A 19,935-nucleotide genomic window follows, 5' to 3' on the forward strand; every position below is an offset into this window, starting at 1 on the left:
AAAGGGGATTAGGCCAAATTTCTATTTGTTTGATAGACCTAGAGTCTCGACCGCCTCTATAGCCTCACTCAGTAAGGCTGCCAGTAAAGATATAAAAGGTTAGATAAGTAAAGACTTTCTAAGTTTCGATATTAGTCAGTTCTAACTATATGTTATTGGTAAAGCCAAAATTTATTAATATTTTCTTATAAGTATCCTTCTGATTAACTCGAATTAGAGCTTGATTAAATAACATCCTTAGCTTTTCCGAGTTTTTATATTCTTTTGAAATCATCAGTGCAGTCTTAGCCGTATGTAAAGGCTTGGTTAATGTACCAAAGTTACCTACTTCTTCTGGTAATATTTGCTTAATAGTGTGCCACCCAACTAGTTCATTGATCGGACTAAGATGTGCTCTTCCAATGTTGAGTAAGATGATACTTTGTTTATTTGAATTGACCTCATCTATAATCAAGTTAAACTTTGCTAGATCACTTGCTGACTTATGACCTCTTGCAACAGCAATTCTATATGGCTTTAAATCATTGAGAGACTTAAAGAAAACATCATGCTTTAAATATTTTTTATTATAAAAAAACACTGTAGTGGTATAATTTATTACATTAGAAAAATAGAATTTCTCTTCTCTTTCCTCTGTAATAGCATAGGGAAAAGCCCCAAATACTTCACCTGAAGCCAGCATCAAAGTAGCTCTACTCCAAGGTACAAAAATGATTTCAGGCTGCATTCCCATTTCTTTTATAACTTCAGAAATAAACTGAGTATAAAACCCTTGTCCTTTCAAGTCTTTTGATGTAAAGGGGGGCCATTCCCCAGTAACTAAAGGCAATGTGCCGGCTGTAGTAGATTGAATAGACTGAGCCAGTATCAAAACAACTATGCAAATCAACTTTTTGTTAGAAGCAGCTATACGCTGATACATAAGCTGCATTTTGTAGTCTACTCATTAGATACTCCTTGTTTAAAACTCAACACATACTTGGTGGTACATACCATGACACCCTTCCTTTACCTTCTTCTATTTCCAAGCAAACAACGGCAGAGTTTTGAAACTGAATGACTTCTCTTACTTGATCACCTGCCACTAACTGGGATACCACTTTTTGCAAGTTAGGCAAGTGCCCCACATACATACCTTGCTCTTCCAGCAGATCATTGACTAACAAACCAGGATCATCGTTTGGCGCCATACCTGACATCTCAACAATGTTGTCAATATTTAAATGTTTCGAAAATATTTCTGCTGTTTGTTTAGCTCGCAACTTATCACTATGACATATTTTATTAACCTTAACGTTATGCTGTTTAAGAAAAATAGCTACTTTGCTTGATTCATTTAGACCAACTTCAGACAAAGGCCTTTTCTCATCAACTGTCTTAGCAACGGCAAGCCCATGCTGAACAAAATAGAGCTTCATTTCTCAACCCTTTAGAGTTACCAATTGTCTCATTTGCTTATTTCATAAGCATAGCTAAAGACTCTGTACTACGTAGGGGCCAACAAATAACCTTAGGCAGCTATCCCTTTACTCTAATAGCCGCCTAAAAAAGTCATTATAGATAAGCTTTCAGTAGTTATTGATCTGCATACTTTAAAGGAATCATCACTAATGCTTCATTAATAACATATCAACAAAAGTTAAGGGTCAATTTTCCACTTTTTCGCTATGGATTCAATATCGGTTTCATTTAGCCACTCATTTACATTATTCAGTAAGTTATGATTAGTTTTTGGTGTCATATACACTTTATAACTTGAGGTACCTGCAAAAGGTGTACTATTAGCAACACAAAGCTTCCCCATGTGTAATCGACTTTGATAACGGGCTTCGATAAGATCTGTTACCATGACATCAGCTTTATTACTCAACAGCATACTAAAGGGAACATAATTATCAGATGCAGTAATAACTTGTGATTGAAGCAGTCGTGACTTTACAAACTTCTCATTTGTTCCACCTGGATTAACAACAACACGCACCGAAGCTTGATTAATCGACTCTTCACTCAAATAATTTTCAACATATTCACAACGTACTAGAGCGACTTTACCATTATCAATGACTTTACTAGTCAATAGAAAATCCTTTGCTCTTGCAGGAGTATAAGTGATCCCACCCATTGCAATATCAAATTTATTTGCTTTAAGATCTTGTGATAAGGTAGGCCAAGAGGTTCTAACAAACTTAATGTCTTTATTTAAGTGTTTTCCTAATGCCTTGGCCATATCAATGGCAAATCCTTGTAATTTTCCTTGTTCATCGAAAAAGCTGATAGGCGCATAATCTCCAGTAGTGCCAACTCGTAAAACATTGCTTCTATCTTCTAATAAATCTGCATTACAAATGCCATAAATACTTAGTATGCAGCCAAAAAATAAATACTTTATAAATTTCATTGAGGGTTACCAGTAGAATAAATTTCAAGTCACAAAAATACGACTTTCAATTAAAATTAGTTTTCAAACATATCATCTGGAAACAATGGTATATCATCTGGTACAACTTCAGACTCTCCATCTAAAAATATAACCGCAGCTACCACTGTTTTTAACCATAACAATACCAGTTCTAACTTGCTTATTAGCATGTAAAGAAACTGTAAATTATAGCTTTCTATAACTTTTTTCACGCAAGCGCATGTGACACGCATCACATATAATAAAAACCTATACTAAAATATAAAAAGCAAAACCAAAACCACAGTACAAAGAACAGCGACTTGAACTCATCTTAATTTTTTATTTTACTGTTTAAAATAGTTTTATAGTCTGACACCTATTCTGTTTTTTAGTTACTAATTAATATCTACCCAAACAGTTCTAACTTTTCTTTTTCATTAAATAAAAAATTATTCAGCACACTACTCTTATTGCGATAACAGTCATGAGCACTTAACTAAGCGACAGTTAAATATGGGCTGAAAAGCTTCAGCTCTGCTTCCATTCCTGACCTTACATTTTAATCTTATTCTACAGTTATTTGTATACACAATCCTATAACACACATAACCCTAAATGTATAAATAGCTATCTCACAGCACAATTTTATTGAACAATAAATATTTTGAGAAGAACATCTAATATGTCGTGTATTAATTGTGCACTAGTTATACCAAAAGCTACTTATGGTTTTCATATAATTCAGCAAACTTAAGTGAGAGCCTAATATGCGTATAAAAATATTAAATAATAAAGTGACGAAGTCATCAAAATTTATTCGTCCATCCTTACTTCTTAGCCTATGTGTTTCGGCAATTTGCTCAATTAGTTATGCAAATACATGCCCTCCTGCTCCTGAAAAATTTGCTGTACCTATTCCAAATCCTGACCCTGGTTCACCTACAGGAAAAATGCCATTAGATATAAATAAGGTTATGCCTTTTATAAAGGAAAAAGGTATTAGCAATGTCAAGGAGTTTATTGATGCCCTACCTGACAGCATGCATAAAAATTATTCAATTATCGAAAAATCCAGAGCGCTAGGGCAAACCGATATTAATCATCCAGGCTTATTAATGTTTGGTTCAGATGCTCGCTTTATGGTAAATATCAGTACTAAAAAATCTGACCCTCGTTATGAAATGGTCGACATAGCTCACCTTGATAATAACGGGAACTGGGTGTTTAGGGCTTTAGACTTCAGTAGTGGTTCTCCTAAAATGGGTAAAAATGACATAGATTGTCAAGAATGCCATGGTAAGCCTGCAAGACCATTTTGGGGAGAATATTTAGACTGGCCTGGTATATTTTCAGATGATGGTCGCGGCAATGAAAAAATTACAAACCGCCAAGCAGTAACATTAACCCGCATTAAACAAGGCCAACAAAATAGCGAACGTTTTCACCAATTAAAAATTCCCGACTATTATTTCGATAAAGCCGGTACAGCTATGCACTTACCAAACCATGTATATGGGCCTGCTCTTACTATTTTTAACAATAAACTGGCTGGAGCTGTCGCAAGTAGCATCCATAAGCGAGCAAGAAAATCAGCTAATTATAATGGCCTGCGGGAAGAGTACTTAGCTCTGAGTTATTGTGATACATCAGCAGGTGTGTTAAGCCAACAAGCTAAAGATAAAATTAAACAGTTAATTGAAAGTAAAAAAGGGAAAACCACAGGCTATAATGGATCACCACATTGGAGTGATATCTTAAGCTTATGGGGATTAGACCCTAAACATGAACTACCTTTACATAAATTATCAACGGAAGAAGTCAAACGCCAAGATTTAGATTGGAATACAGGTGTTAGTCGTTTAAGAGAAGTTGTCGATTTAGCCATTTTAATGGAGCTAGCTAAAGAAAATAATCAGCTAAATGCATTATTAGCAGGCAATCCTTCATCGTGGCCAATGACTAGTTGTGGCAACCCCTTTTCAACACTCAAGGACCATCTAACTCACAAGCTTTTTGCAAACTTTACACTACGTAATGAAGCCAGACAAACGGCTAGAGAAAGCTACTACGATATTGATTACTTAAGAATTCATCAAAGCATGGATTATATCACCACTTCTTTCTGCCATTTACTGTCTGAAAATATTAGTGAAGATACCATAGGAAAACCATCTAAACCCGATGATGATATCCCTTCTCCTCCTGATGATGGCGATGATCATGATAAACCGAATCCACCGGATGATGGCGATGACCATGATAAACCCAATCCACCCGATGATGGCGATGATCATGACAAACCCAATCCACCCGATGATGGGGATGACAATGATAAACCGACTCCTCCCGATGATGATATTAATCAGCTACCTGTAAAGCCTTTATTTAAAGGAAAACCTGCAAGCAATTTGAGTGATAACCAAGGTAAACAACAGATGTATACCATCCATGTTCATGGAAAACCCAGTAATCTTAAGTTTTCGGTTGAAGGTGGCCAAGGTGATGTAGACCTTTATGTCAGACATAACAAAAAGCCAAACTTAACTCAATTTGACTGCCGTCCACTTGAACATGGTACAAACGAAACTTGCTTATTTAAAAACCCCAAAATGGGCTTAGCCGGCTCTTGGTATGTACTATTAAATAGTAATAAAGGTTTTTCGGGTGTAACACTCACTGCAGACTATCAAGATAGTGATGGCGATGACCATGGCGATCATGACAATGGCCAGGGGGCCTGCGCTCATCAAAAGCCAAGCCATGATGTGGCTATTTTCGACAACAAGCCTTTATGTGTCACCCCTGCTCCGAATAAAGACCACTACCGGCACTATTACATTCGCTTACCTCAGACTGATGCAGGAAAAACTTTGGAAATTACCATGAAAGGAGGCACAGGAAATGCTGACCTATTAGTATCAGCTGATTTAGGCCAATTCCCTCATGAGGAACACTATGAGTCAAGACCAGATATTGTATTTGGCTCTACTAATCCAGATAACACAGAAAAAGTAACGATTAAAAATGCTAAAGCAGGTAAAGACTACTTAATAACTCTACCTGCAGTTTCAGCCCACAAAGGCATCACGATTACCGCAGCTGTGCGTTAGTCACTTCATAACTAGCTATACTCAAAGCGTAGGGCATATCCACCCTTTATATGAGGGTGGATACCTCTACTACTTATCCACTAAACTCTGGTGGTAAAATATCAAACTTAGGCACACCTTCTGGAAATACCGCCCATTGAGGTGCTGAAGCAGTATAAATAGCCATTTTAGGAGAGAAACTAGAGCTATCATCTAGCGTTGAAGCAGAGACTGAATAAAATCCTGCTACAGTGACTTCAACACATACGGTGGCACCACATTTTCCACAAAAACGATGATGCATATCCTTACTAGAATCCCCTTTACGAGTATACGTCGCCGGTTTTCCTTTAGTAAAAGTTAATTTATCTTTGGGTACCCATAGTCCAAACCACTTATCAGAGCCAGTATGTTTCTGACAGGATTTACAATAACAAAATGCAGAATTAATAGGTTCTCCCTCAAACGCATACTTAATATCACCGCACCCACAACTGCCTTCATATTTAACCATTGAACTACCTCTTAATTTTTTTCCTTTATTCTAACGTAGCTTGTCTAAAAAGTAGACTACCCACTGATGTAGACCAAGAATGATAATAAAACGACTGTAAACCAATGCTACTGACAGCATTATGTCAGTAGGACTTCAGATAAATGACACCTCTAGTAATTGTTGTTGTTTCAAAACACTGGCAACTATATTACGAATAAATTTTAGGCCATGAATTATATAGCAAAATTAAATAAAATATTAACAAAGTATTAGACTATAGTTTAACTGTTTTATAATAGGCACTCATATAATATCCAATAGTACGCTTTAAAATAGATCTCCTCTTGTCGGCTGACAGAAAACTCAAATAGCTACTATCAAATAACGACTAGTGGTAGCGCCGACATTAAATTGCTAGGAAGCTCTCACCTTAACACAACACTAAAATATAGGGGAAACAGATAGATGACTTTCATCAGAAAATTTTCTGGTGCTCTGGCTGCAGCCGCCTTAGCTTTTTCAGGAATAACGGCAATTGCCCATGCAAATATCACGGAAAATCTTAGTAATAATATTTATGAAAATGAATCAGTATCATCCAACTATTCTTCTCATCAGGTTGATATGTCAAATCCAGACAAAAGGGCATTTATATATGATCGTCTAGCAAAAGCTAATAAGACCCCAGAAAATTCGCCACAGCTGTTTCAACAGCTGAAAAGGCTCGAAAAAAAACAAATAAAGAAAATATTTCATGATAGTGCTGATGAATCACCCCAGCAGCAATTCAGTAAACTACATATTCCATTGCAACCCAAAGGGTTAAATTCTGCTGGAAAAGTCTACTCATACCTTTCAGTGCTACTCACTACAGAGAAAAATGCAGACTATCGGTTTATAGATGTATCGCTGATGCATGATGATACACAGGTAGGCACTTATAACTCTAAAGAGGCTTTTGGTCCTTTACCCAAAAATAATCGGCTTCAAGTATCCAGTTTAATAGAAAGGGAAAAACTACATATTTTGCATCGAAAAAATATAAAGTTTTTAGAGGCTGTATCTATCTATATGATAGACAATGGTGGTACAACAGAAGTATTTGAGTCTAAATTCAAAGTCAATGTCAAACAAATGTTATCACTTATTGCAGAGCCCGGTAGAGTGATAAAAAATGGTATACATAAAGTAAACGTATTTCATCCAGCCGATAACGTATATAATGATAACAAAGTTGTTCTCTGCTTGAAGCGGAAAAGTACTGACTGTGATTACTCTCAAATGAAGTATAGCCATGCAAGTGAAAAAGCCCTGACTTTGCCCTTGAAAGGTGAAATTTATGTTGACCTAACCGGTGTAAAAATAATTAGTGAGACTGGGCTGGAGGGCGCTAATGTAAATGGTACCAGTTTAGTTAAAACCAACATGTACCTGATCAACGATAATGGCCGGGTTGCACAGTTTAAAACCTTGGCCGAGCTGGATATTCAAAAATATGTCAAAGTCGAGTATGATGACGAACTTGCTTTAACAAAAATTTTCTGGGATATCCCTCAAAATGAGGGATTTTTTGCCAACGGTAGTTTCTCTAAGCATATGGATGAAGTGAGATGGGTATTGCTCATTAATGTAGAGCATGACCACCCAATCTTAGGGGATAGAAGAAAAGTCAAACAAAGCTATCAATTTGATAGCTTTCCTCATGAAGAAATGATTTATGATACATTAAATGTATTTAATGTATCACCAATTCATGTAAGAAACTCCTGTTTGGTTGAAGGTTCACTTATCACAATGCAAGATGGCTCTAAAAAGAAAATCGAAAATATTAAAGTAGGAGACTGGGTATCAACTAAGAATAAAAAGCAACCACTCATGGTGAAAGACCTATCCATAGGTACTGAAGACATCCCAATGTATAAACTTGTAACAGAAAGTAATACTGAAGTTGTTGCAACGGAAAAACATATTATTCCAACAAACAATAAAGGCTTGGTTTGGGTGAAAGAGCTAGAAATTGGTGATCAGCTTTTTACAGAAAATGGTATTGAAACCATCAAATCAGTCACTCAACAGCAGTATAGTGGCAAAGTATATAACTTATTTATTGGCTTGGATGATGTAACAGTCGACTCATTCTCAGCTTCAGAGCTGACTTTTTATGCCAACTCTGTTCTAGTCGGTGATAATAATATTCAATCAAAGTTTGAATATAAGGACCAATGGATGTCAGAAGAAGAAGTACTAAATTTGCTACCTAAGCAATGGCATCAAGATTACTATCACTCCAAACAATCCGATTAAATATACCTAGCCTGCAGTATTCTGAAGTATAGGCTATTACCCTCCCCTTGTACTGTTGTTGTTTCATACCAGCAACAGTCACACAGATATACTCTTCGCGAATGATTTTTATACCCCTAGGGCAAAAGGGCTTTGTTACCCATATCAGTAATCCACTTATGATTCAGCTGGTAGACTTAATACTGAAGAGCTGGACTCGTCTGGCTCAACGGCTACGGTTAAAGCCAAGTTTTTATAAATCGAATTAGCTTGCGACATTTGCTCAATAAACCGACGACCTAAACTTGCAATCTGTAAGGAGACATCTACTGTATGAATTTCTACTTTTTCACCCACAACTGCTGCAAAAAGCTGTTTTTTCAGTACATTATACTTTTCAATTAAGCCGGCCAATTGCTCCTGATCTAACTCTCTATCACAATGATGTAATATATGAGAAACCTGATCAACAGCCCCTAGCCATTGATGCAAACGCTCCACCGTAGCCAACTTACTAGAGCTGATCGACTGATATAAAAAGACAGCTTCAGCATAGAGCTTACATGCATTGTGAAGTCGATACGCTATTGAAAGACCATCCGTGACTATTTCGCCTTGTTCTTTAGCCAGCGTGGATTTTAATAATAAGCTAATAAATACATTAACTTGCTCGATTCTACTTTTAACCTGTTGTATTTCTTCCTGTTTTTTTCCATGAGTAAAATTGAATTGCCCCACTTCTTCAAGCAACAAGTTCAGTTCCAACACCATTGCCCGGACAGCTAAGTCAGGTACAGTGGCAATATTGGCATCTAAATGCGATTTAAAGTGAGCTTTTACTGGCTTGTTATAACGTGATAATAAGAAGCGCGACAGGTAAGGTTCTATAGGCCACATCAACACCACGCCAAGTAGATTAAAAAGAGTGTGGAATATAGCCAGCAATGTCGTTAAGTTACTTTCAGTGCCGGTAAAATCAGCGAGCCAAGTTACCATTAACCAAAACAGTGGTAACATAGCAAGGGCAACCACTGCAGTAAGCATATTGAAAACCACATGAGCCCACGCAAGCCGTTTCGCATTAACAGTTGCCCCCAAACTGGCAATAAGCGCAGTAGAGGTGGTACCAACGTTGGCACCAATCACTGCAGCTGCAGCTACATGAACACCAGCTACCCCACTAGCGACAGCAGTTAAAATAATAGCAATGGCTGCACTTGATGATTGAGTCAGTAACGTAAGCAGAAAACCAATAAACAACCCCCACAGAGTTTCATGGCCGCTTTCAGATAAAATACTAGTGATATCAATTTGATTAGCATAGCCGGAAAAGTTTTCCTTAAGAGCATCAATTCCCATAAAAAGCAGGCCAAAACCAGCCAGTGCCATACCAAGTGCTTTACCTCTTTCATGAGGAAAAAAAATACGTAAACCCGCACCTATGCCCACTAAAGGAAATGCAAAGGCATCAATTTTAACCGTAAAACCAAACAGGGTAACAATCCAAGCTGTTAACGTCGTGCCTACATTACTACCAAAAACTACCCACAGCGTTTGTTGAAATGTTAGTACACCAGCATTAACAAAGCCGATAGTTGCAACAGTAACCGCACTGGATGACTGCACTAAACCTGTTATTAAAATGCCAGAAAACAACGCTCGTTGTCGATTGGATGTCCACTTGGCTAATAACTGTTCTAATGCCCTACCGCCAGCTAATTTAAGCCCCTCGGTCATTAGCCACATACCCAATAAAAATAAACCTAATGATCCTACTAGATTAAAGATCACCTTTTTCTCCTAAATATACCTTTTGCTTTGGCTACCACACTGGTATTTGTTTCTATTAACGACAATCAATATTTTTAACATGGTTAAATTATAAGTTGGCTATTATAGTCATACGTTATTAGCTCACCTATGAAAAATGTAAAGCTAATCTTAACCAGAGAAAACAAGGAAAAATCATGAATGTTTTATTGCAAATTTTTGATATTTAGTTTGCTAAAACTAACACTACCCTGGATACATTTCCTATATCTAATGCAAGACTTAAGGGTTATCCCATGGATTTATTGATAGGGCTGGGTGTGCTTGTCTGCATCACTCAGTCAGCTATGTTTTCTGGTCTGAATCTGGCTTTTTTTAGTATTACTCGCTTGCGGCTTGAAATGGAAGCAGCAAAAGGAAATGAACAAGCCAAGCAAATACTTACACTACGTAAAGACTCTAATCGACTTTTAGCTACTATTCTTTGGGGTAATGTGGGTGTTAACGTATTGTTAACACTTTTGTCTGATAGTTTACTTGCTGGAGTTTCAGCATTTTTATTTTCAACAGTGGTTATTACCATATTAGGTGAGATTATGCCACAGGCATACTTTTCTCGACATGCTATTAAAGCAGCCTCATTCTTTGCACCTGTTTTAAAGCTCTATCAAACTTTACTTTATCCAGTTGCTACACCAACAGGAAAGTTACTTGATTGCTGGATTGGCCCTGAATCAATTAATTACTTTCAAGAAGAAGACTTTTATCAGCTCATCAAATTACATGTTGCTTCTTTTAAGTCTAATATAAGTCATATTGAAGGTATAGGTGTTATTAATTTCTTAGCACTTGATGATATTCCAGTAAAAGACGAAGGGGAAATAATCAGCTCCAAAAGTATTATTACGCTACCTTTTAAAAATGGTAAACCTATATTTCCAGATATTACTTGTGAAAAAAGTGATCCTTTTCTTAAGTCATTACGAAGCGCTAAAAAAAAGTGGATTATCATTGTTGATGAAACCCAAACACCCCAAGCAATCATTAACGCTTATCGTTTTACCAGCGGCGCGTTATTTGATGATTCTCCGTTTGACCCTAATAGTTATGTATTAAAACCACTTATTATTAAAGATAGTCATACACAACTGGGGCACCTGATCAGCCAGTGGAAAGCATGGGGAGACTTATTAGTAAACGACGTAATACTATTATGGGGTACAAATAAACGAATTGTTACTGGCTCCGATATTTTGAGCAGACTGCTTGAAGGCATTATAAGTACATCTCCCCATAAACCCACACCAGAACAAATATAGAGTATATTGAGAAAATAACATGAGCCTTAGTCAGCTAGAAAAACAGTTTCCCTCGTTTCGCTTAATTCCTGATGCCTTAGCTAGGTTAATCGAAGGCAGGCTATGGGTAAAAGTGTTAATAGGCCTTGGCTTGGGAATACTAACAGGTATCTTACTAGGCCCTGACCTTGCTTTTCTTTCAAAAGAAAATTCATTGGTAATCGTTGGCTGGCTGGCTCTACCAGGTAAACTATTTATCGCCATGGTACAAATGATTGTCGTGCCATTAGTATTTACTTCTATTATTCGCGGTTTAGCATCTACTTCTGACTTAGAAACGTTGAAGCGAATGGGCATTCGTTGCGGGCTTTTTTTTGTTGTAACCACCGCTATTGCTTCAGTTATTGGGTTAACTATTGCAGGGGTTATAAATCCCGGTGAGTTTGTAGACCGCGAAGCGGTAAAAACCAGCCTGATGAGCGAACCAGCACCAGCTGCTGCCAGCAAAACAATGCAAATGCCATCTTTTGCTGAAATACCACAAACGTTGCTTAGTTTACTGCCAGTCAATCCTGCTCAATCTATGGTAAATGGTGAAATGTTACAGGTTATTCTGTTTGCCATGATTATTGGTGTTGCCCTACTTAATCTAGCCACAAAAAAAAGCGAGCCTATTTTTAATTTACTGATTTCTATTCAAGAACTATGCATGAAAATAGTATCCTGGGCAATGATTCTTGCACCTTATGCCGTATTTGGTCTGGTTGCCCGGTTAACGGCTATGGTTGGTATTGAAATACTCGCCGGCATGTTCGTTTATATGATAACCGTCATTTTGGGTCTAGGGATATTACTTGGTTGTTATCTATTTTTTATCAAAACAGCCAGCGGCATTATACCTAAGCACTTTATTAAAGAATCTAAAGAACTCTTATTAATGGCATTTTCTACCTCCAGCTCTGCTGCTGTCATGCCACTCTCACTAGAAACGGCAGAAAACAAACTGCATGTGCCTCCTCACATTGCCAAATTTGTTATTCCCTTGGGTGCAACAGTCAATATGACTGGTACTGCATTGTATCAATCTATAGCCGTTGTATTTCTCTCTCAGGTATTCTCGGTACAACTCGATACCATGAGCTATGCTTTGGTTGTTTTCATGAGTGTTGCTGCTTCTATTGGTTCACCTGCCACACCCGGTGCTGGCATTATTATTTTAGCGATGATTTTAGAGTCAGTCGGTATTCCTTCTGCAGGTGTCGCATTGTTACTGGGAGTAGATCGTATTTTAGACATGATGCGCACAACAGTGAATGTGGTGGGTGATTTAGCTGCCTGCGTTTTCTTAAAAGAAAATCAGCGAATAGCTGAAATCACTCATACCAATCAAACGACTCAAGGGCACCTCTAATAATTATTTATTGTCAACACAAACTATTTTTAGTTAAAACATAAATAAGGCTATAGTAGACATGTGCCCAACAAGTTCTAATTAGTCTTGCTTAGGCCTGAGTATTGTTTAAGCATTCATTACTTCTTTTAGGACAATAAAAACTGATGGCAAATCACCATTTATCACCATGGAACAGTTCGGAAACCTGCCTTCCAGCTTCTTTTTTGGACTTACTCTCATTACTCATTCGTAACCCTTCTGTCGTAGGTGCAGAACACTCCTTCTTTCGTGTATTACAACGCGAACTTGAAGAGCGTGGTGCTCATGTTACCTGGTATGAAGGCGTCTTAGTTGCCCAAGGAAGCGCCCCCAACAGCCTGATGTTTTCTGCTCATATTGATCGACATGGCTTAGTATGTACAGGCCCCAATGAGTTTCAATATGCAGCTTTTATTGCAGGTGCCCGCTCTGACTTACTAGGCAACTCAGTAAGCGAACAACTAATGCAAAAGATATCTGATCGTTTTCAAGATACCCCTGTTTATGCATATGAGCCCTGGTCAGGTACTTATCGAGGCAAAGGCCAAATTTGTGGCACTTACATTTGTGAATTTCGTAATAACTTAATCTTCGAGTTAAGTGGCCTAAAACATTTAGTAGCCGGTACTCCTATTGCCTTCACTGATAAGTTAACTGTCACATCAGAAGCGCTAATTGGTCAACTAGATAATGTATTAACAGCAGCAGCGCTCGTTTATTTATTTGAGCTAGGGTTTCAAGGAACCGCTTTTTTCACTGCACAAGAAGAGGTAGGGAAAAGCTGGCGTTATTTGTTGGAATGGTTTCGTCGGTTTGGTAGTTCTACTAATCAGTTGATTGTAGTAGACACTAGCCCATTCAAAGATTTAGCAAGTGCTAAACAGCAACACCTAGTGTTAAGAAATAAAGACGCCAATGCATTATTTAATCAAGTTTTAACCCAACAGTTAGTATCACTCTGCCAACAGCACAACATTGAAGCTCTCTTTAAAGACCAGTATGTAGAACAGAATAATACAGCGTTAGTAGCACGAGGCGAAGCTCCCAACTCAATAGGCTCAACAGAGATGGGCAGAATTATTGCTGCCTCTAACGGTTTGGTAGACGGTACCACCTTACAAATCCCTACATCGGGTTATCATACCATGATGGAATCAGCACCAATAACATCAGTTAATGCATTTCTTCATGCTTTAAAAACATTAGCTCAGATATAGCCTATACACTATGCATATAAATGCCAACACTAAACAACTTGAATTAGAACCCAGCACTTCCACCAGGTGGTGGGGTGAAATGACTTTCGCTATGGGGAAAAATCAAGCCTGGGACTTTGGTACATTGCTATTTAGTTTGAAGCGGCAACCGCATGAATGGCAAGTTCATTACAAACACTTTAATTTAAACCCAGAAGCTGAACTCAATGAGGTGTCAACTTGGTGTGGCGAATGTAGTTTAACAGACGATGACAATTTTAAGCGATTTGTCTTTAGTCGCACCCATAAAGACTTGACAATTACACCTATATTGCCAGATCGTAACTTGGTAGCCAAACCGATTGTCAATATCACTTTAATGCCAGAGGAACAAATTACCCTTTATGTCAGCGTAGCACTATGGCTTCGAGTTAGTGTTAAAAAACCCACAATAGAAAGTGTAAAAAACAATAAGGACGATTATATAACCCTATGTGAATTACCTATCCGTGAGTTATCAAATACCTGGTTTGGCCCCAGTACCTTAGAAGGTGAACTTTGTTATGCTAGCAAAACCCATGCGTTGGTCAACCAAGAATCATTAACGCTAAAGCCTTATCGAGCGATAGTTCCTGTATCAATAATTAACAATCAGCCAGACATTTTAAAAATTGAAAAAATTAATATACCTGTACCTGCATTAGGCTTATACCGTAATAATAACGGTTTATTTTTGGCTTCAGGTGTAACACTGGTTAAATTAAAAAACAGTAATCAGATTAAACTATCTACAACCAACAATACTACCCCTATTGAAAAGCCCAATAATACCAGTAATGAGCCCACCCCTCAGTTTCAACAATGGGAAAAAGTATCTGACCCACGCAAACCCATCGAAGAAAAGTTTATTACCCGAGCATATGATGTATTCTTTTCATAATTAACTTTATTAAAATACTATTTTGTGCAGCTATGGACACTCTACGAAACTTAAGCTTTAATCAAATATTCATCAGCATTGCTTTTATTATTGTTGGCTTTATTTTAGCTAAACTGGCAACTAAAGCGATTGCCACATTAAGCAAAGATAAGCTAACCAAGCATCAATCACTTCTGTTTCAACGAATCAGTTATTACCTGATTATTGTACTTTTTATCATTACTGCTCTACAACAAATTAATGTTGATTTAGGTGTTATTCTTGGCGCTGCAGGTATCTTATCAGTTGCAATTGGATTTGCCTCGCAAACTTCTGCCTCTAATATAATCAGTGGCTTGTTTTTACTTGGTGAAAAGCCTTTTGGTGTAGGCGATGTAATAAAAGTTGGTTCAACCACTGGAGAAGTGCTTGCTATTGACTTATTATCAATAAAACTACGTACTTTTGATAACCTATTTGTAAGAATTCCTAACGAAACCATCATAAAGTCTGAGGTAACTACCCTCACCCGATTCCCAATTCGTCGTTTTGATCTAGTAGTTGGCGTTGCTTATAAAGAGGACTTAACCAAAGTTAAAAAAGTACTATTAAAAGTAGCTGATGACTTTCAGTTGTGTTTAGAAGACCCAGAGCCTCTTTATTTATTGCAAGGTTTTGGAGATTCAGCCATTAATATTCAACTTTCAGTCTGGGCAAAACGCGAAGATTTTTTAGCATTAAAAAATGGCATGATCCAACGAGTTAAAAGTGCATTTGACGAAAACAACATTGAAATCCCATTTCCACATCGCACGATTTATACTGGTTTAGAGACAATACCTTTTCCTATTACCCAGCAGACTAATTTGCCTTGCGAAGACAACCCATGTCAGACTTGACATTTGCTATCTCTTGCCAATAGCGTTTATTGAAGCCTTACCACATAGAGCAATATATAACCAGTATGAATAGTACAGAGAAGCTTAAGACCCAATATACCCATAACGGTTAATCAAGCTGCTGCTCTCTCTAACATGCGCTTTTATTGCTCTCCCTTCAAACCTTGAACCTACCAAGGCTTATTAAACATAGCTGAAGCAACCAAATCAATAATAGCTGATGAAGCCTTTAACCTAGTCAACCCAACGTAGATGACTGCAAACAAGTATAGACAGCATTTAACAAGCCAAAAACCATACAACACGACTGTAAGATAGGATAGAATGGTGTTGTTAACATTAACACCCGGTAAGTTACCTAATATGCAGCTAAACCGCTTTACTGATTACTCAATCCGCGTTTTGCTTTACGCGTCAGTTAATCGTGAACAATTAATTACGATGGCAAGCGTCGCTGCATTCTATCATGTCTCGGTTGAGCATATGCGCAAAGTTGTACATAATCTAGCCAAGCTTAACTATATCAAAACCTACAAGGGCAAAAATGGTGGCTTTGAGCTTGCTTGTGATCCTTCTGAAATTAATTTGGGTAATGTTATCAGAGAAATAGAGGGCCTTTCTCCTCTAATTAATTGCGAAAAAGAAGAATGTCGTCTTAACCCTCAATGCACACTTAAGGGAATTCTGCGTGAAGCGCAAATGGCATTTATCAACTCACTTGAGCAGTATACTTTAGCAGATTTAGTCACCGATAAATTTATGCAGAAAAGCCTCAATATACGGCTAATTCAGAAAAGTTAATGAGTCTCCCCTTTATTTGTCCTACATTATCACGATACAAATCATTTAGAACCAGAGATACCAATAGTATACGACACTAATAATCAATGCTGTATACGATTATATAACCAAACTAGTATCTGCATATAAAAAATTTAAAGTAATATAAATGCTGTTAATTTTATAAAACTATTTTACACTATAGCAGCTATAAAGATTTCTTACTTTTGAACTCCCCCCTCCACAAAGAGAGATTGTTTCTGAAGCCAAGTAGAAGGGTATAAACAGCAGATGAATATAACCAATAAATAACTGAAAATTTATCATAAATATCTGGCAACAATCGCTTATAAATGGCCTTAAACCTATAGATATCAGGAGTAACCAAGTTGAATAAATATTTTGTAGGCACCACATTGTGTGCGACCCAGTTGCTAACAATAGCTGGGGCTGTTGCTGAGTCATTTATTGATGATTCAAAACTAAATCTACAACTACGAAATTATTATTTTAATCGAGACTTTCGTACTAATGGCTCCGACGAGCAAAGTTACAGTGAAGAATGGGCACAATCTTTTTTCCTTAATTATGAATCTGGCTACTTTGCAGATTTTATCGGGGTAGATGCTTCTATTTTCAGCACCTTAAAACTGGATTCAGGTAAAGGCACTGCCGATACAGGCTTACTACTGAATACAGATGATGATGACTCAGAAAGTTATGCATCTCTTGGTATTGCGTTACTTAAAGCCAAATTTGCTGAAACTGAAATCAAGTGGGGACGTCAATTAACTACCTCACCACTGCTTTATTATGGCGACTCACGAGCCCAACCACAGTCTTTTAAAGGTATTAGCATCCAATCAAATGATATTAAAAATTTAACCATCAGTGGCGGACGTTTCACCGAAGTTAAAGACAAAGCCAGTAGCAACTTTGAATCATTCAGCACAGCAGGTAAGACAACAGAATACGGCTTTAATGGCGAGTCAGATAGTATCAGTTTTGTTGGTTTTGACTATAATTTAAGCGACACATCCAGTATTAGTTTTCATACCTCAAAATACGACGATATCTGGAAACAATTTTATTACAACTATAACCAACATTTTGCCTTAACTGATGATGTAGCCTTAACTATGGACTTGGTTCATTATCGTACCATTAATGATGGCGACCCAAACGACCCTAACTACACTGACCGTGACAATAAATCAAGCAGTGCCAGATTTAAATTAAGCAAAGGCGGTGCAGGCGTAACGGTTGCTTATCAAACGGTCACTGGTGACTATTTATATGACTACATAGCCGAATCTGACTCAATTTTTCTGGCAAACTCAGCCCAGCTATACGACTTTAATAATGAAGATGAACGCAGCTGGCAAGTACGGTTTGACTACGATTTCACTGGCGTGGGTATTCCTGGGTTAAGCTTTATGACCCGTTACATCAAAGGGGATAACATTGACTTAGACTCTAGCATTTCTCAGGCAGCAGTTGGTATCAGCGGTGAGTCCAGTCGAGGTGAAGAATGGGAGCGAGATATCGAAGCACGCTATACCCTGCAAAGTGGTTCCTTAAAAGGCATGCAATTCAGACTAAGACTGGCAACATTACGAACTGATTATGATAATAACGATCGGGATGAAGTTAGGTTAATTGTTAACCATAGTTTTGATTTGTTATAGCATTGGAAGGTTGCCAAACTAAAAGTATGATGTTTTCAATAAAAACTGCTGCCTAATCATTATAGGTAGCAGTTTTTAGTTAAATGCTATGTATTATGAGTAATACACATAGTCTGACTCAGCCTGTACAAGAGATGCTGCATATTCTTGCAAAAGCTTATATTGCTCTTCAGTTTGCACATAAGCTTTACCTCTGGAAACTCTACCATCTGCAATTAAGTTATCAACGGTCTCTTTATAGTTAGCTAAATTTAACTTATCAGTTTTATTCAACTGATAAAGCTTTTCTGCAGTAATCACTGTACCTGTACGTCCAACACCTGCCGTGCAATGAACGAGTACATTACCAGAAGTACTTTTTTCCCTGGCATCACTAATGACTTCTACCAGCCTACTCAGCTGTTCTAGTTTAATGACTCCATGGTCAGGCCATTTATGAAACTTAATTGCTCTAACTTGATCTGCTCTTCCAGCCTGTTCATTGCGCTTAGCCACACTATATTTAGTTTTAGTGATATCACCATCAGCCAACTTCTGGTCATATAATGGGCCACGAGAAGAATCTCCCAATTTTATTTTAGTAACTACAGTTTGACCAAAAGGTTTAGGCTCATTATTTTCAACAGGTCGATATTGTGGAATTGCTCTTTTCTTCTCATCAACTGCATTTGTTAAATCAACAACAACACCGATTTTTTGTTCTGCAATCATTTTCCATACATTTGCCTGGGTGTCTATTGTGCTTCTAGTTTGCTTTGTAGGAGCCTGCATAGCAAATGTTTCACCTTTATTAGGTATAAAACTTGCTATATCATCCTTAATGCTAATTTTATTGGCATGAACAGCTAGACCATTACTTAGATGAACTTGCGAGTGTTTAGGGGGAAGAATATCACCAAAACGAGCCCCTATTGCTTCTTTATTACTATCGTAAAAAACACCTCTAAAAACACCAAACGAAACATCTGAACTAACCTGTGCTCCATATCGATCAGCTATAGTGCCAGCAATAGTACCAAAATTATGTTTACGATTATCTAAAACAAAATTAACCGTAGAGGCACTAAGCGTTTTTTTTCCTGAGTCAGCTACATTAACTCCATAACCAGCAGCCACTTGCTTAAATAACTCAACAGTTGCTTTATTATTTTGTTGATGTTTTTTCACACTAGGTAAAAAATCCAAGCCTTTCTCACTAAAATAGGCAACAAGCTGTCCGTATTTACTTGACTGCTTGACATAAAAGTCACCATTGTTAACTCTAAGTTTTGCTCCAGGTTGCTCTAACTGAGTAGCAATTTGGTTTAAAGTCAAATGAGAATTACTAGCAATTGTCATAATACATTCCTCAAATACACCCTATATTCAAAAACCCTTACCTTCTCAATACTCTAAAATTTTTAGACAAATCTTAAGTAATAATACAAAGGTTGCTAATATACATCAGTATAAGGATTTTGATCTTATGGATTATTTAGTATTAAGGCGTAACTTATTATTGTCGCTTTACATTTGGTTTAATTTTTAAAATGATCTGTGCTTCTCAAATACAAAACAAGGATCGCCATAAACACCACCACCTAAAAGTGTAGGGTCATCAATTTCAATATAGCTAGAAATCTATAATCTGGCATAATACTACACATGACATATTCTCTCGACTTCAGACAGCACGTTTTTAAGT

Annotated in this window: 16 protein-coding genes; 9 read left to right on the forward strand and 7 right to left on the reverse strand. The window is 37.3% G+C overall.

Features of this window, described 5'->3' with window-relative positions; translation table 11 throughout:
- Positions 1-145: 145 nt before the first annotated feature.
- The 4 genes from ORQ98_RS18875 to ORQ98_RS18890 form a co-directional block, all read right to left on the reverse strand.
- Positions 146-931, reverse strand: coding sequence for a substrate-binding periplasmic protein (locus tag ORQ98_RS18875; RefSeq protein ID WP_274690367.1), 786 nt, complete (start codon positions 929-931; stop codon positions 146-148).
- Positions 932-968: 37 nt separating this feature from the next.
- Positions 969-1,418, reverse strand: coding sequence for a phosphohistidine phosphatase SixA (sixA, locus tag ORQ98_RS18880; RefSeq protein WP_274690368.1), 450 nt, complete (start codon positions 1,416-1,418; stop codon positions 969-971).
- 221 nt (positions 1,419-1,639) lie between these two features.
- Positions 1,640-2,398: a transporter substrate-binding domain-containing protein gene (locus ORQ98_RS18885; RefSeq protein WP_274690369.1), complete on the reverse strand. Its 759-nt coding sequence runs from the start codon at positions 2,396-2,398 to the stop codon at positions 1,640-1,642.
- A 56-nt stretch (positions 2,399-2,454) separates the two neighbouring features.
- A complete protein-coding gene (locus ORQ98_RS18890) occupies positions 2,455-2,589 on the reverse strand; it encodes a hypothetical protein (protein ID WP_274690370.1) in 135 nt (44 codons plus the stop codon).
- Positions 2,590-3,168: 579 nt separating this feature from the next.
- Between ORQ98_RS18890 and ORQ98_RS18895 the strand changes: the two genes are divergently transcribed.
- The gene (locus ORQ98_RS18895) at positions 3,169-5,511 is read left to right on the forward strand and encodes a PPC domain-containing protein (protein WP_274690371.1); all 2,343 of its coding nucleotides are present in this window, start codon (positions 3,169-3,171) and stop codon (positions 5,509-5,511) included.
- Between the two features lie 73 nt (positions 5,512-5,584).
- Here the strand turns inward: ORQ98_RS18895 and ORQ98_RS18900 are convergent, their stop codons facing one another.
- Positions 5,585-6,004, reverse strand: a complete 420-nt coding sequence (locus ORQ98_RS18900) for a GFA family protein (RefSeq protein ID WP_274690372.1) — start codon at positions 6,002-6,004, stop codon at positions 5,585-5,587.
- 447 nt (positions 6,005-6,451) lie between these two features.
- On the opposite strand from ORQ98_RS18900, the gene ORQ98_RS18905 reads away from it, so the two are divergent.
- On the forward strand, positions 6,452-8,290 hold the full coding sequence (locus ORQ98_RS18905) for a Hint domain-containing protein (protein WP_274690373.1): 1,839 nt from the start codon (positions 6,452-6,454) through the stop codon (positions 8,288-8,290).
- Between the two features lie 156 nt (positions 8,291-8,446).
- Here ORQ98_RS18905 and ORQ98_RS18910 read toward each other — a convergent pair whose 3' ends face one another.
- Entirely contained in the window at positions 8,447-10,060 is a 1,614-nt protein-coding gene (locus ORQ98_RS18910) for a Na/Pi cotransporter family protein (RefSeq protein WP_274690374.1), read from the reverse strand.
- A gap of 275 nt (positions 10,061-10,335) precedes the next feature.
- Here ORQ98_RS18910 and ORQ98_RS18915 point away from each other — a divergent pair, with 275 nt between their 5' ends.
- The 7 genes from ORQ98_RS18915 to ORQ98_RS18945 all read left to right on the forward strand — a co-directional run bounded on the left by ORQ98_RS18915 (position 10,336) and on the right by ORQ98_RS18945 (position 18,251).
- Positions 10,336-11,358, forward strand: coding sequence for a DUF21 domain-containing protein (locus ORQ98_RS18915; RefSeq protein WP_274690375.1), 1,023 nt, complete (start codon positions 10,336-10,338; stop codon positions 11,356-11,358).
- Between the two features lie 19 nt (positions 11,359-11,377).
- Positions 11,378-12,748: a dicarboxylate/amino acid:cation symporter gene (locus ORQ98_RS18920; RefSeq protein ID WP_274690376.1), complete on the forward strand. Its 1,371-nt coding sequence runs from the start codon at positions 11,378-11,380 to the stop codon at positions 12,746-12,748.
- Between the two features lie 146 nt (positions 12,749-12,894).
- Positions 12,895-13,986, forward strand: a complete 1,092-nt coding sequence (locus tag ORQ98_RS18925) for a zinc-binding metallopeptidase family protein (protein ID WP_274690377.1) — start codon at positions 12,895-12,897, stop codon at positions 13,984-13,986.
- 79 nt (positions 13,987-14,065) lie between these two features.
- On the forward strand, positions 14,066-14,905 hold the full coding sequence (locus ORQ98_RS18930; protein ID WP_274690378.1) for a hypothetical protein: 840 nt from the start codon (positions 14,066-14,068) through the stop codon (positions 14,903-14,905).
- A 32-nt stretch (positions 14,906-14,937) separates the two neighbouring features.
- A complete protein-coding gene (locus tag ORQ98_RS18935; RefSeq protein ID WP_274690379.1) occupies positions 14,938-15,783 on the forward strand; it encodes a mechanosensitive ion channel family protein in 846 nt (281 codons plus the stop codon).
- Positions 15,784-16,107: 324 nt separating this feature from the next.
- Positions 16,108-16,584: an Rrf2 family transcriptional regulator gene (locus tag ORQ98_RS18940; protein WP_274690380.1), complete on the forward strand. Its 477-nt coding sequence runs from the start codon at positions 16,108-16,110 to the stop codon at positions 16,582-16,584.
- A gap of 368 nt (positions 16,585-16,952) precedes the next feature.
- Positions 16,953-18,251, forward strand: coding sequence for an OprD family outer membrane porin (locus tag ORQ98_RS18945; protein WP_274690381.1), 1,299 nt, complete (start codon positions 16,953-16,955; stop codon positions 18,249-18,251).
- 93 nt (positions 18,252-18,344) lie between these two features.
- On the opposite strand, the gene ORQ98_RS18950 is transcribed toward ORQ98_RS18945, so the two are convergent.
- Positions 18,345-19,589, reverse strand: a complete 1,245-nt coding sequence (locus ORQ98_RS18950; RefSeq protein WP_274690382.1) for a protein-tyrosine phosphatase family protein — start codon at positions 19,587-19,589, stop codon at positions 18,345-18,347.
- Between the last annotated feature and the right edge of the window lie 346 nt (positions 19,590-19,935).

Origin of the sequence: Spartinivicinus poritis (assembly GCF_028858535.1) — a bacterium.
Classification (GTDB): domain Bacteria; phylum Pseudomonadota; class Gammaproteobacteria; order Pseudomonadales; family Zooshikellaceae; genus Spartinivicinus; species Spartinivicinus poritis.